The organism is Legionella fallonii LLAP-10 (assembly GCF_000953135.1).
GTDB classification, from domain to species: domain Bacteria; phylum Pseudomonadota; class Gammaproteobacteria; order Legionellales; family Legionellaceae; genus Legionella; species Legionella fallonii.
Genome location: NZ_LN614827.1, coordinates 4,059,623 through 4,072,820 on the forward strand (window position 1 = coordinate 4,059,623; position 13,198 = coordinate 4,072,820).

A 13,198-nucleotide genomic window follows, 5' to 3' on the forward strand; every position below is an offset into this window, starting at 1 on the left:
AAATCTATAATGTTTTCTTCTCAGCAGTAATAGCTTTCTCTTTAGGAATAATAACACCGCCACCTAGTGCCTTATAAAGATTAACCATAGCCACTTGATACATAACCATACTTTGTAAATATGCGTTTTCCAAATAACCCAATTCTTCTTCAGAACGTAATACTGTACTAAAATCAGAAGCACCTTTCTCGTAACTGTCTTTTGATAATCTTAAAACAAGCCGCTTATGTCTGGCAGCTTCACGAAGATGACGTGTGCTCTCTTTATAGTGCTTACAATAATTATATTGAATCTCAACTTCATGTAAGGCATTCATAACCACAATTTCATATTGAAGAGCGGCCAATACTTTCTCCCGCTTTTTCAGATCAATAGTCCGATATAAACTTAGATCCAATATAGAGGCGTTAAATGTTCCGAACAGGGTAGATTCCGGATTTCGAATAGCGAAAAGGTTACTGGCAAGTGTCTGAGTTTGCCAACCTAATAACCAACCTATATTGATTTGAGGAAATAAATTAGCTATGGCAACTTTAATACTAGCATGCGCAGCAGCTACTCGCTGCTCTGCGGCGATAATGTCTGGCCTACGACGTAAAAGATCGGAAGGAACTCCCAGATTTATATCTTGTGTTATCTGAGGAATCGGTTTGACCGGTAATAGTTTTTTAGCTAAAACCCCCGGATTATTGCCGGTTAACAATTCAATTTTATGCAAAATTGCCATGATTTCTGCTTTATTTTGTTCTAGTTTTGATAATTGACTTTCAATTAAGGATTTCTGTTGCGCAATATCAATATATTTTGCCTGGCCTGCTTTATGTTGTGAGGTGGCAAACTGCAGAATCTGTTTGCTTCCAGCCAGATTGTGGATCAATATCGATTGCCTTGCTTGGGCTTCACGTAACCCTAGGTAGGAGATTGTAATTTCCGTATATAAATTAATTAAAGCAAAATTACGATCTGCCTCACTTACATTCATATTAGCTAATGCTCGTTGTTTATTTTGCTTTAACTTGCCAAAAAGATCGGGGTCTATAGAGGTCGTCAATGCAATTAATTGATTGATGGCAACTCCGGTTCCAGATGGGGGTAAACCAGCTATGTTTATTGTTGGAAAAAGTTGTGCGGAGGCTATGGCATATTCTGATCGAGCAGTTTCTATTCTTTGTTGGGCAACTTTCAGATCTAAATTAAACACAGAATGTTGTTCAATAAGATTATTCAAGATGGGATCATGAAAATTACGCCACCAGGCTTCTTCATTATTAACGATAGGCTTACTATTTGCTCCTCCCTCAGTCCAATTTGTGGGAACAGATGCCGTAGGGGGGACATATTTGGGACCAAAAGAACACCCCGTCAATGTCATTGATAGACCTAATATACAGTAAGAAATATAATGTTTCATTAAATCACTAGCTTTTTTTAATCAAAATATGGGCGTCAAATTGCTGACCCGCGGCTAAATTGGGATAATCATCCCTATTAAAAGAATACAGAGCTTCTTGCACACGAGCATTAAGGCGCTCTTGAGTGACAATATATCGATCTAATTGAATAAATTTCAACGGTATCTTTAGTTGTTCATGATCATTGCTTTTTAAATATGCACGTGTCTTAGAATTGAAATTGAGAGCGTCACGCTCATCTATGGAAACACGCACCATTACTTTTTTAGCGTCTCCTAAAAATACGACCTGTTGAGTTCCAACAGCAAATTCATCGACATGAACATTGATTTGTAAGACAACACCATCTTTAGGAGCAGTCACATTAAACTGGCTAAGGGTCAACTCAGCATTTTTTAAGTTAGCTCCTGCTACGTCTAAATTATGTTGCAATTGCTCTAGCTGTATTAAGGACATCTCCACTTCATGGATCTTTTCTTTTATCTCTGCTTGACTGACGGCACGTCTATCAATACTTTTGAGTAGCTTTAATTGATCTCTAGAGTGACGTAAAGTCTTTTCTTGAATAGCAACGTTATTTTTCGCTTGTTTAAGCGCAATTTTGCTGACTAACAGCCCATGTTTAGCCGTAGTATCATCAAGCACAATCAGAGTTTGTCCCTTTTTTACCATTTGCCCGACTGTAACGTTAATTTTTTTAACGACACCACTTTGTAATGTTGGAACACGTGTTACATCATTTACAGAATCAACAATGGCAGATGCAACAATTTCTTCGTCATCAATAACTGATGTGGTCAGTTTTTGAGAGGTTGGCATTTTAGAGCTAAGTAATAAGAAAAAACTTATCCCAATACCCAAAAGTAACAATAGGCTGTAACTAATAATCTTTTTTCTCATGCATTTTCCTCTTGATAAGAGATTTTGTAATCATTTAATCCCTTAAATTCATATATTTTATTAGCATGTTTAGTAATACGATGATCATGAGTTGATATTAAAAAGGTACATCCTTTAGTCGCGGCATATTCCTGTATCAAAGAAAACACTAAGTTAGTACTATCATGATCCAAATTACTGGTTGGCTCATCACAGATAATTAAGCGCGGCGCACGAATCAATGCTCGCCCCATCGCTACTCTTTGCTTCTGTCCCCCGGAAAGGTTATCTAATTTCGAATAAATGTGAATTTCAAGTCCTAAACGAATCATTAGTTGTCTGGCTTGCTGATATGCTTGTTTAGGAGATACACCATCAATCAATAGCGGTAAAGCCAGGTTTTCAAGGGCAGATAGTGCAGGAAATAGGTGAAGGTGTTGAAAAAGAAAGCTTATATGAGATGCACGAAACGCTACCTTTTTTTGAGGTGGCATACTATATAAATCGTCCCCACAGACTTCGCAAGAACCTTTATCTGGCGTCAAAATCCCTCCGGTGATCATCAGGAGCGTAGTTTTTCCACACCCAGACGCCCCCATCAGCATACCAATTTCACCTTGATGAAGCATTAATGAAAAATTATCTAATACGGTCACCATGGAAATGCCAGTTTGATAGATTTTTGAAATGCCCGTACAACGTAAGGTAGGCACTTCCTCATTCCTTGCTAATCCGAATCGCGACATAATTCTACCGTATCCAAACGAATAACTTTCAAAATACCAAAATAAGAAGCAAATGCAACAACGAGAGTTGTCCCTGCGGCTCCCAGAAAAATAATTTGCCATGTTAGATGAAAGGCAATTACTGTATCACAAAAAATTAATCCAAATAAGACCGTAAGTAATAATCCTATAAGGTAACCTAATCCACCAGTGACTCCGGCTTGAAACAATACCATTTTCATTAAAAGAGAACTGGAGACCCCTAACATCTTCAGCATCCCGAACTGATGTAAATGTGAGACAACAAAATTATTGAAAATTTGCCACATCATCACAAGACCAATGGTAAACCCTATAATTGCAATTGAGACAAAGCCCATTACAATAGGAGTTTGATCGCGAAAATATTTATTGGAACGATCGGCAAATTGCGATGGGGTAAAGGCAAAGTATTTCGTTATTTTCTGAATTTCACTGGCAACTTGGCTGACATCATATGAAGGCTTTACTTTAACCAAAATGAAAGAAGGATGGCCTAATACATTAGGAATATGCGTACTGACCATATACGCTTTAGGTTCTGTCATATAAGTGCGTAAGGGACTACTAATACCCGCTACAGTCCAAGTATTTCGTCCTTCAACTAATTTATCGCCCATCTGGATTGTTTTTCTATTTTCTGTTTCCAATTGTTTTAGGCTATAGCCGTCAATGATGACGGCATTGGCATGATGGATAGCAGAACGAACCCCATTCAGCATGGTCTTGGGCAAGCCGATTAACGATTGAGCATCAACGCCAATAATCTCCCAATTTTGTTGTTTTTTCGTTTTGAGATGCTTCATTGAATACCAGGTACGGTATAAAGGTACGGCCCAAAGTACTCCTGGAACGCTTCGCACACGATAAATGTCTGTTGCCTTGAAAAAGGTAGGCTGATCAAATGAAAAAGAGCTTCCCCCCATAACCCATAAATCGGGCTCTGTAATTGCATGAATAGGGGAAACAAGGCGATCAGTTACTCCTTGGTAAACGCTGGGTTGTTGCATGATAATAAAAGCAGAAAATGTGGCACCGATGATCATGCCGATGAAACGCTTCTTGCCGTTAATAAGCATCCTAAAAGCGACTAAGAACAGATTAACGTGTTTTGTATCAATAAGATATTTTAAGAGCTTACTCGTTATTTCTTTTAACTTAGTTCCATTAAACTGCATAAAATATATACTCACTTAACCCTGTATTTGATGGTTGGAACAGCATAAATACCATTTTTTGTCCTGAGACCTCAATTATAACTAAAAAGAGGATTCTTATCATCAACCACTGTTGGTTCTTTTACTGCATTAATCAGGCTAATTGTACAACAACTACTGCATTATCATCGGCTGATGAAGCTTCTTCCGAATAAAGCAGTGATGTATAAGCGCTATAATCTGCTACACTTTTTCCTTTTTTGCAAGTTATCTTCGATGCGCATGCAACCTCTTATTCACTATTAATCGTCTATAATTAATTTATTAAACAAGGAGGTTGTCATGAATTATAAGAATATCTTAGTCGCATTGGATGATAGCGAAATCACTGATCTGGTATTACAAGAAGTGCTTAAATTCAAAGAACATCAAAATAGCAACATCCGCCTTATTCATATAATTGATGCAACACTTATTTATCATGGAGGCCCTGGCTTTGATTATCTTACGGTAATTAATGCGTGTCTTAAAGAAGGGCAGAAATTATTAGACCGAGCCAAAGAAACGATATGTCATCATATGAAAATCAACGTAGATCAAAAAGTTGTTGAACTGAAACCATTTCAAGGCAGAATTGCTGAAGCCATAGTTAAAGAGGCTCAAGAATGGCCAGCGGATCTCTTAGTGATGGGAACCCACGGCCGTCGAGGTTTTAGCCATTTATTGTTAGGTAGTGTTGCTGAAAATACAATAAGACTTGCAACAATGCCCATGTTACTTGTACCGGCTCATCTAGCGAAGTAAAAGGACATTCTATGTTACTAGCAGCAATTATTTTATTTCTTATCACCATAGTATTTGGTGTCGTCATTTTAGCCGCACTATTAGAAGAAAGACCAACACCTAAAAGAGCCGTATTTATTCATGGAAGCATGGCGGCAGTTGCCTTATTACTTATAATAATTTATATGTTTATTTATGGCACAGCTCCTTTGCTAATAGCAGGCTTAGTGTTGCTCCTTCTCGGAGCATTAGGAGGACTCACCCTGTTCATCATGGATAAGAAAGGAAAGACCGCTCCCAAATTATTGGTTATCCTTCATCCAATAATTGCTGTGATTGGATTAGTAACTGTGATTATTTATGTATTGCCATAGTAACTTCTCAATAAGTCCGGAAAACGGTCATCTCGAACACCGTGAGAGATCTCCTGAGACAGACACAAAGCCAATATCCAGGAGATTTCTCATGTTGCTCGGAATGACGTGTTGCCGGATTTATTGAGAAGTTTACCTGCCATAGCCAATAATGAACAAATACTACTATCTATTAATCTCCAAAGCGGCTCATTGGCCTATGGCAATATGGTGCTTTACGGTGCTTCATATAATAATTCTGATGATATTCTTCCGCAGGCCACCAAGGTTGAGCTTCTATTAACCGAGTAGCCACTTGATATCCTCTTTGTCTCAATTGTTGAATCAAAGACTCTGCCTCACTCTTTTGTTCTTGGTTAAAATAAAATACAGCACTTTGGTATTGTTGCCCTAAATCAGGACCTTGCCCAGTTCGTTGTGTTGGATCATGAATTTCAAAAAAACGTTTTAAAATATGGTAGTAGTCAGTTTTGGCTCGGTCATAAATGACGCGCACGGCTTCATAATGGCCTGTGCTGCCACGACATACCTGCTCATAGCTGGGATCTAAAGTATGTCCACCGGTATAACCTGACTCAACCCTTAATACTCCGGGAATCTGATGTAAGAAATGTTCCACCCCCCAAAAGCAACCACCTGCCACTATGGCCTCTTCAGTGTCCAAGACTTGATTATCGGCTACAAAATCAAGCGAAGCGGAGTTAACACAATGACGTAAATTCTTATGCGTAAATCCCTCCCCGGTAAATACATGCCCTAAATGAGCATCACAGCGAGCACATAGTATTTCCATGCGGCGACCATCCGGATCAGGCTCTTGTTTTACGGCATGAACGATATCATCATCAAAACTAGGCCATCCACAACCTGAGTGAAACTGACTCCCACCACGAAACAAAGCTAATCCACAACGCCGACATAGGTAGGTACCTTGAGTCATAACCGTGTTGTAAGCCCCTGTATTAGGATATTCTGTGGCCTTGCCACAAACCACACGTCGAATAGCCGGCGTTAAACTCGCTGTTTTATCAAGATATTCGTTCACGTTTATCTCCCTAAAAGGGTTGAATAGTACGGGACGAAAGAGATCGGCGAAAAGAAAGATTATCCTTCTCATAGTTGATGGAAACACAACAAAATTCGGAGAATTTTAGTCTTTCTCCAAATTTTGCTGTATCAACTACGACTGGATTAGTTTGTCATTTGCTGACCTTGGCAAATTTTATCTGCCATATAGCCAATCGCACCCGCATAATAGATAGAATTATTATAGCGCAAAATCATTTTATAATTGGGGAAAGCCAAAAATGTAGGGCCGCCCAAAGGCTGTACTATGCTAGCCTGCAGATTCTGATAAGGTAACGGCTGGCCACTTTCAGTACGAACACCCAAAGCATTCCACTCACTGACTGGTTTAACAATATTCTTACCTTCTAATTTCATATCAAATTTAGCAGGAAGTTTGACTTGAATTGCCCAAGGTTGGCCAGTCTGCCATCCATTTTGTTTCATGTAATTCGCTATTGAAGCAAAAACATCTGGTTTACTTTTCCAAATATCTTTATGACCATTACCTTCATAATCAACTGCATATTTTACCCAACTTGACGGTAAGAATTGGCATTGACCTGAAGCTCCTGCCCACTCGCCTTTAAAGTCATCTAAACTGACATGACCTTCTTTAAGAATGCGCAAAGCAATAAATAATTCTTTACGGAAAAAATCCTTACGGTTAGAGTCATAAGCCAAAGTAGCCAATGCTTTAATTACCGGGAAATCGCCCATGTATGATCCATAACTTGTTTCCATACCCCAAAAGGACACGATAAAGCATGGATTAACTCCGTATTGTCGAGCAACTTCATCTAATACTTCTTTATTTTTCTTGTATTCTTTGCGCCCGATAGCGATACGGTAGTTATCAACTCGAGTATTACGGTATTTCAAAAAAGTTAATCGACGTTCTGGCTGAGAGTGCATAAACCCTTTAACTTTGCGACTAGGCTCATGAATTCCAGCAAAGGCCTCATCAAATAAACTAGGAGGAATACCTTGTTGTATTGCTTCTGTTCTAACCCCTGCTACCCATTCAGCCCAACTTTGGTTTGCAAAAGCAACTTTTTGTAATAGCATCAGCGCTATTATAGTGAGCCCCCACTTTTTCATAGCTCCCCCTTTATTCTATTTATAATTTCTTGTTTATTAATTTTAGTTAATATGCGCTCAATATAAAAGCTTATCACGTCTTTTATGGCATTTAACAAATGCATTATCGGCAAAACAAACGACTACACACCTAAAATACTCCTTTAAAAGAATAACTTAAGTGTATTCCTATACTATAGACCATTTATATTTTAATTGATGATGAAAATCACTTGGATGCAAAAAAACATGTTACATTGCTAAGAGCAATAAGAATGATACTAGAATCAAGGGCATTTGTCGGGTACTTGATGTAAATAATTGTGTTTGGGTTCCTCTCTCAAAAAAACGTTGAGTTAAGCAAGAGCACATATTGGGAGCAATGAGCCCCCTCAAAATAACTGTTGCAGCCTTGATGCTGCACTGCACCAAGGCTGCATTGATTTGACATTTAGGTTCTACTTATCATGCCGGCTCAATTAACTAAACGCCCAGTAACAATTTAAAGTGCCTTCATAAATTCAGTCAAATCAGATTTCTCATCCGGTGTTAAATGCAATTGCAGTATCACATTAAAATACTCTACCGTATCTGCTAATGTTAATAAGCGACCATCATGTAAATAAGGAGGAGAATCTTTTATTCCACGTAAAGGGAAGGTTTTTATAGGCCCGTCACCAACAGCCTTCATACCATTAACCATTTGTGGCGCGTAAAACTTCTCTGTTTGTAAATTATGCATGGTGTTATCGGTATAATACGGCGGGGTATGACAGCTAGCACATTTTGCCTTACCAAAAAAGAGGGCTTGTCCTCTAAGCTCAGCGGGGGTGGCTTTAACAGGATCTAATTTGCCCTCCCAATTTAATTTTGGTGCCGGTGGGAAATCTAGAAGCTCCTGAAATTCAGCCATGAAATGAACTTGGCTACCGCGCTCCAGGATATTAACTCCTTTCTTAGTAGCAATAACCGGATCTCCATCAAAATAAGCACCTCTTTGTTCAAATTCGGTAAAATCCTCCACTGATTTTAAAGCACGTTGAGAACCAAACAAACGTTGTACATTGAGCCCGCGTAAAGTAGGAGTCGTAATCCTATGTCTAAATTCTTGTGGGCGTGCATCACCAGCCTCATGAGTTGCTTTATTCGTATGGCCATTGGCATGACAATCAAAGCAGGCGACTCCACGGCTAGGTTTCACACTACGCCTATCTTCAGTCTGGTTAAACTGTTGCTGTGGAAAAGGAGTAAGAAGTAGTCTTAAACCTTCTAGCTGCTTGGGATTGAGAATACCGTTAAATAATTCATAGTAATTCTCAATAGTAACTAATTTCCCCTGTGACACATCACCTAAATCAGGTCTGGTTGTTAAATAAATTGGCGCGGGGAACGGTGGTAAAAAATGGTCGGGAATATCATAATCCAGATCAAACCGAGTTAAATCTCTATTTTCCTGCTTATTAATTTCATCAATTTCAAATTTGGGAAAAACCATACCGCCTTCGGAATGATTCGGATGAGGCAAGGGTAAAAAGCCCTTAGGAAATAATTTTTTTCCTTTGATTTCTTCTGGGGTCATAGCACCTAACTGCTCCCAAGTCACCCCCTGAGGCAATTTAACTCTAACTCCTTCCTGAATTGGCTTACCATTAGACATGGTTGTCGTTTTTGAGGGATTATTACTTAAATCATAGCGTTGCTGTAGCAAATCCTGCTGTTTCCTCTCAATTGCCGGTTTTGCAGCAGTCATTCGTTGCAAGATAGTTTGAAAAGTCTCATTAATTACAACAGGCGCATAACTTGATGGGACAGGCTTCTGTTCAGCAGAAGATGATTGATCGCCCGCGTAAACGGCAGAACAAGTACTGCTAGCAAGTAATAGCAATACTAGAGATTTTTTCAGCATCGTAAGTTCCATTTATCATAATGACAAGAATTTTTCCATCATAAAATACTTATAAATTCAATGCAATAAAACTATTTTAGACATCCTATTAAAATATTAGTCCCTCTTTTTAGGTGATTTCGCATACCGCAAAATCCTGTAGTATAATTTATCAGCAATTCTAGATTTTTACTAATCAAACACTCACAACTAACAAATAGGATTTCACTATGTTGTATGCATCTATAATAAAAAAATCTTTGGTTTTTGGTGGATTATATTTATCACTTCATGGTGTATTTGCGACAAACTCTATAGGCCCAACCACTGAAAAAGATCAAATGTCGCGCCAAATTTTTATGTTGGAGAAAGCACTAGCTCCTAAAAGCGCTAAAAATGTTGCATTAGTATGGGCTGAAGCGGTGAAAAACAGAAATGGAGCCGTACAATACATGCTAGAGTGTCCAGACTTACAAAGCACGAGTCTTAATCACTTTATAGAACTCAATTGGGTGACTGGAGTATCTAGTCCTTGGGTAGCAAGCTATACCATCACCCCTCAGCAACCGCAAAAAAACATCTGGAGATATGTAATTCAATACAAACTTGCTGCCAGCGATGTTATTAACTGGAGTAATGTAGATGAAATTAGCGTGGTACGAATTAGCAATGAGGTTAATTCATCACAACAATGGTGCATTAAGCAATTGAAACAAAGCTCACCAAAAAATAATTAAGATTAGAAATGCCTTATCCTTTATCCATTCAGTAAGTCGGGCCATTATTAGCCCGACACTTTCCCAATAAAGATTATAAATTATTAAGCTTTAAATTTTGTTCTGCCTCTTCAACTGCTTCAATTGATGCAGATTTTTTATAAGGAAAGAATGAATTAGAATTGCCTATTGAAACTAACCAGACAATAGCATTAGCCAAAGCTTTCACCAGATTTCCAAGATACTCTCCCCAGTTTAGATCTCTTTCTAACACTGGCTTTGCTTCATCGATAGCTGCGTTACAGTCAATATTAAACTGTTGTCCTGCCTTTTTGGCATCCCCACGCGGTTCTTTTAGCAAAGCAGCATGGTATTTATTTCTACACTGTTCTAAACTCTTTAGCAGAATTGTTGCCCGCTCAGCAGCTTCTGGTAAATTATGGTCAATTTGATTGATTTTATCGCGAAGAGTACCTAGTATACCGTCAATCTTAGATATACTTGATGCAACTGATTTGTGATACAGCTCTTCTTGTTGTATGCCTTCACCGTTCTCTTTCTGAGTAGCTATTTCACTTTGAATGGTTTTTAGTTCATGAGGCGTTGTAGATTGCTCGTTAACCTGAATAATTTTATTACCAAAACAATTTTCAAAAAAATCGATCATCCGTTGTATAGAAAAATAGGCGAAACACATAACAATGGCATAGTATTCATCTGAAGTTGTATGATACAACGTATGGTTATCAGAAAATTGACCAGGACTCTTTCCTGGATCAAGCAATGCAGTCCAATCATTATCTGCTGCATTAATGAGCATAGATTTCAGTGGTTTTTGCATAACGCTTTGTTGCTTTTCACCGGCATCGCCGCGATCTTGAATCTCGTTGGCTACAGTATAAGCATCATAGCCTGTTTTATCTTCAAAGCAGATGTTCTTATTGTTGGCACTCGCTAATACGTCATGAAAACCTTGCCAACCACAACAGTGCAGAGTGATCTGGGGGCCTTTATATTTATTAAGTGCCTCAATCATTCCTGCAAAGGTAGCTTGCTTAATATTATCACCATCTTGATTTCGTGGAATAAAGACACCCATACCATAAGGAATTAATACGATATCGGTGGTATGCGTCTGAGCAGCAACAGCTAAGATTTGTTCCATAGTGACTCGCGAATGCTCTTTCACATCAAGCAGAGTCGATTGAATATCGCCATTAAAATTCCTATATTCAAAACCAGTGACACTCAAAATGTTTGTTTTTTTCCCTATTGATAGAGGATCAGCCATCACTTGCTTGAAATAAAACATAGATTCACTAGATTTATTCTTTTCTCCGTCGACATCAAATACCCTAGGTGCAGAACAATAATGGAAGCAATGAGCAAAAGCAAAAAGCATGGATGTATTCAACCATTCTTCATATGCTTGTTGTGAAGGCCATCCTAAAGCATCCCAATGTTGTATATGCAAAGGGCCAGAGGGATCGTTAAAAGCAGGATGCTTAAGAAAACAAGAACGAACTGTAACATTTTTATTTTCCATTATCCTGGGAAGTATTATCGGATTTTCGCTTTTTTGTACCATTAAATACTTATCAAAAAATTTAACGGGTAAATTAGTAAAAAGTCTTGTTGAATCAAGCATGCGCTCGTGAAATTCTGGTTCTCCCTTTTGTGAAAAATTCCCGACTATACTTTTTGCGGGTAATTCTTTTCCTCTTTTCTCAACTTCAACCGCTGCAGATGCGGAGGATAAAAAATATTGCCTAGTATGAGGCGCTGGCGGCCATTGGGCGAGTAAAGGGTTACGTACATTAGCGGCTGGCATGGAGGTTCCTTAATTAAAGCATGTATTATCTATATACATACAGTTACCAATAAAAGCATACTGTCAATTATATCATATTTGATAAGAAATCGTTCGATTTCGTATTAATTTTAAACAATAATTGTGTTCCTGTTCGTTTTCACCTGGTTTCTGTCATTTAAGCACTCCATGGTGTGGAGAAGAGACGTTGATGTTACACAACTATTACTAGGAGCAATTAAAACTGGCTTTTTAAATTTTGAAGAGATAACTACATAAATATCCTAGCAGTTCCGAATAATTGAAAAAAATTGAACGTACGAGCCCCATTCAAAACATTAAGTATCATAACAAAGCAAACAACGATCAGTTGTCTATAATTTAAAGAAGAGGATCGCCATGGAGGGCTTATGTACCACTTCAAAAATAAAGACCGTATTACTATCTACGAAAATTCAGCACGAGACATGACTGTTGTTCAGGGCAACTCTACTGTTATTTACCCTTTTTATAAATCATCCGGCCATAATAGCCAGAGTGATCAGACCTGGTTTCCATGGATGGGCTATTTCGATCTCCATCCCGGACAGAAAAATCAACTGTACATGGTTAAGCCTAATACACAAAGCATGTCAGCATCTTCTATAGCCATCATTCAAAAATATCTAGGTGCGGGCGATAAAGCTACTAATTTTATCAGCCGCATGGGGAATGATGAGGCTCTAGCCATTTCTTGCTCTTTGGGAGGGGGTGAATGGCATAAATATCCAAAGTTTCGCGAAGAAATTATCACTGCGGATGCCACCAAAAGTTATATCAAACTGCTTGAGCTTGAATCTGTAAAAAAAATGGTACTAAAAGCCCCTAAAACAAACGCTCCTGTTTCTTTTAAAGGAAAGGGCTGTAGTGGTGAGGCGATGGAAGTTCAGGCCGCCATGGCTACCGCAATGGAAAATGTTGTATCAAAAGAGACACCCAAATTCGTATCTGCTTATTCGGTTCAAGATAAGAAAAGATTCCCGAAGACTAATGAGCTTGCAGGTATTGCCGAATTGTCACATGCAAAAGCAATCAGGGATAGTTATATAAGCAAACTTAGTTCCATGAAAAAACTATCATCACCACAGCCACAAGACAGTGAAGCATTAAAGAGTAGTGTGAGACTTGGGCCTGGCAAATAAAAAAAACGCATGGTTTATACTAGACTTTAATCGACACCAAGCGGTCATTTAGTCATAGCATTCTATCGTTATGGGAAGTTGCGGTGATGATT

At 38.5% G+C, this 13,198-nt stretch carries 12 protein-coding genes; 4 read left to right on the top strand and 8 right to left on the bottom strand.

The annotated features are described in order from the left end of the window. Positions 1–4 precede the first annotated feature (4 nt). Genes LFA_RS16925 through LFA_RS19950 form a run of 4 tightly spaced genes read right to left on the bottom strand, consistent with a single transcriptional unit; the run spans position 5 to position 4,248 of the window. Positions 5–1,372 (bottom strand): efflux transporter outer membrane subunit, encoded by a 1,368-nt coding sequence (locus LFA_RS16925; protein ID WP_045097208.1) that lies wholly within the window; start codon positions 1,370–1,372, stop codon positions 5–7. Between the two features lie 46 nt (positions 1,373–1,418). Further along, positions 1,419–2,312 carry an efflux RND transporter periplasmic adaptor subunit gene (locus tag LFA_RS16930; RefSeq protein WP_045097209.1) on the bottom strand — a complete coding sequence of 298 codons (894 nt, stop codon included), beginning with the start codon at positions 2,310–2,312 and terminating at the stop codon, positions 1,419–1,421. Further along, positions 2,309–3,004 carry an ABC transporter ATP-binding protein gene (locus LFA_RS16935; RefSeq protein WP_052674037.1) on the bottom strand — a complete coding sequence of 232 codons (696 nt, stop codon included), beginning with the start codon at positions 3,002–3,004 and terminating at the stop codon, positions 2,309–2,311. The genes LFA_RS16930 and LFA_RS16935 overlap by 4 nt, the downstream gene beginning before the upstream one ends. Before the next feature lie 14 nt (positions 3,005–3,018). Beyond that, complete coding sequence (locus LFA_RS19950; RefSeq protein WP_172653486.1) at positions 3,019–4,248, bottom strand: ABC transporter permease; 1,230 nt, start codon at positions 4,246–4,248, stop codon at positions 3,019–3,021. A 306-nt stretch (positions 4,249–4,554) separates the two neighbouring features. Here LFA_RS19950 and LFA_RS16945 point away from each other — a divergent pair, with 306 nt between their 5' ends. After that, complete coding sequence (locus LFA_RS16945) at positions 4,555–5,016, top strand: universal stress protein (RefSeq protein ID WP_045097212.1); 462 nt, start codon at positions 4,555–4,557, stop codon at positions 5,014–5,016. An 11-nt stretch (positions 5,017–5,027) separates the two neighbouring features. Next, positions 5,028–5,369, top strand: coding sequence for a hypothetical protein (locus LFA_RS16950; RefSeq protein WP_045097213.1), 342 nt, complete (start codon positions 5,028–5,030; stop codon positions 5,367–5,369). A 172-nt stretch (positions 5,370–5,541) separates the two neighbouring features. On the opposite strand, the gene LFA_RS16955 is transcribed toward LFA_RS16950, so the two are convergent. The 3 genes from LFA_RS16955 to LFA_RS16965 all read right to left on the bottom strand — a co-directional run bounded on the left by LFA_RS16955 (position 5,542) and on the right by LFA_RS16965 (position 9,420). Then, the gene (locus LFA_RS16955) at positions 5,542–6,414 is read right to left on the bottom strand and encodes a bifunctional methionine sulfoxide reductase B/A protein (RefSeq protein ID WP_045097214.1); all 873 of its coding nucleotides are present in this window, start codon (positions 6,412–6,414) and stop codon (positions 5,542–5,544) included. Positions 6,415–6,560: 146 nt separating this feature from the next. Further along, entirely contained in the window at positions 6,561–7,535 is a 975-nt protein-coding gene (locus LFA_RS16960) for a lytic murein transglycosylase (protein ID WP_045097215.1), read from the bottom strand. Positions 7,536–8,016: 481 nt separating this feature from the next. Next, positions 8,017–9,420, bottom strand: coding sequence for a cytochrome b6 (locus LFA_RS16965; RefSeq protein WP_045097216.1), 1,404 nt, complete (start codon positions 9,418–9,420; stop codon positions 8,017–8,019). A gap of 209 nt (positions 9,421–9,629) precedes the next feature. On the opposite strand from LFA_RS16965, the gene LFA_RS16970 reads away from it, so the two are divergent. Further along, positions 9,630–10,136: a hypothetical protein gene (locus LFA_RS16970; protein WP_052674038.1), complete on the top strand. Its 507-nt coding sequence runs from the start codon at positions 9,630–9,632 to the stop codon at positions 10,134–10,136. 73 nt (positions 10,137–10,209) lie between these two features. Here the strand turns inward: LFA_RS16970 and LFA_RS16975 are convergent, their stop codons facing one another. Beyond that, on the bottom strand, positions 10,210–11,946 hold the full coding sequence (locus tag LFA_RS16975) for a hypothetical protein (RefSeq protein WP_045097217.1): 1,737 nt from the start codon (positions 11,944–11,946) through the stop codon (positions 10,210–10,212). 389 nt (positions 11,947–12,335) lie between these two features. Between LFA_RS16975 and LFA_RS16980 the strand changes: the two genes are divergently transcribed. Further along, positions 12,336–13,106 carry a hypothetical protein gene (locus LFA_RS16980; protein ID WP_045097218.1) on the top strand — a complete coding sequence of 257 codons (771 nt, stop codon included), beginning with the start codon at positions 12,336–12,338 and terminating at the stop codon, positions 13,104–13,106. The last annotated feature ends 92 nt before the right edge of the window (positions 13,107–13,198 follow it).

Excerpts from the sequence above, each read along its gene's own strand:
- LFA_RS16980 (WP_045097218.1), top strand. The coding sequence starts at position 12,336 with ATGTACCACTTCAAAAATAAAGACCGTATTACTATCTACGAAAATTCA.
- LFA_RS16950 (WP_045097213.1), top strand. The coding sequence starts at position 5,028 with ATGTTACTAGCAGCAATTATTTTATTTCTTATCACCATAGTATTTGGT.
- LFA_RS16930 (WP_045097209.1), bottom strand. The coding sequence starts at position 2,312 with ATGAGAAAAAAGATTATTAGTTACAGCCTATTGTTACTTTTGGGTATT.
- LFA_RS16975 (WP_045097217.1), bottom strand. The coding sequence starts at position 11,946 with ATGCCAGCCGCTAATGTACGTAACCCTTTACTCGCCCAATGGCCGCCA.
- LFA_RS16960 (WP_045097215.1), bottom strand. The coding sequence starts at position 7,535 with ATGAAAAAGTGGGGGCTCACTATAATAGCGCTGATGCTATTACAAAAA.
- LFA_RS16970 (WP_052674038.1), top strand. The coding sequence starts at position 9,630 with ATGTTGTATGCATCTATAATAAAAAAATCTTTGGTTTTTGGTGGATTA.
- LFA_RS16945 (WP_045097212.1), top strand. The coding sequence starts at position 4,555 with ATGAATTATAAGAATATCTTAGTCGCATTGGATGATAGCGAAATCACT.
- LFA_RS16925 (WP_045097208.1), bottom strand. The coding sequence starts at position 1,372 with ATGACATTGACGGGGTGTTCTTTTGGTCCCAAATATGTCCCCCCTACG.
- LFA_RS16965 (WP_045097216.1), bottom strand. The coding sequence starts at position 9,420 with ATGCTGAAAAAATCTCTAGTATTGCTATTACTTGCTAGCAGTACTTGT.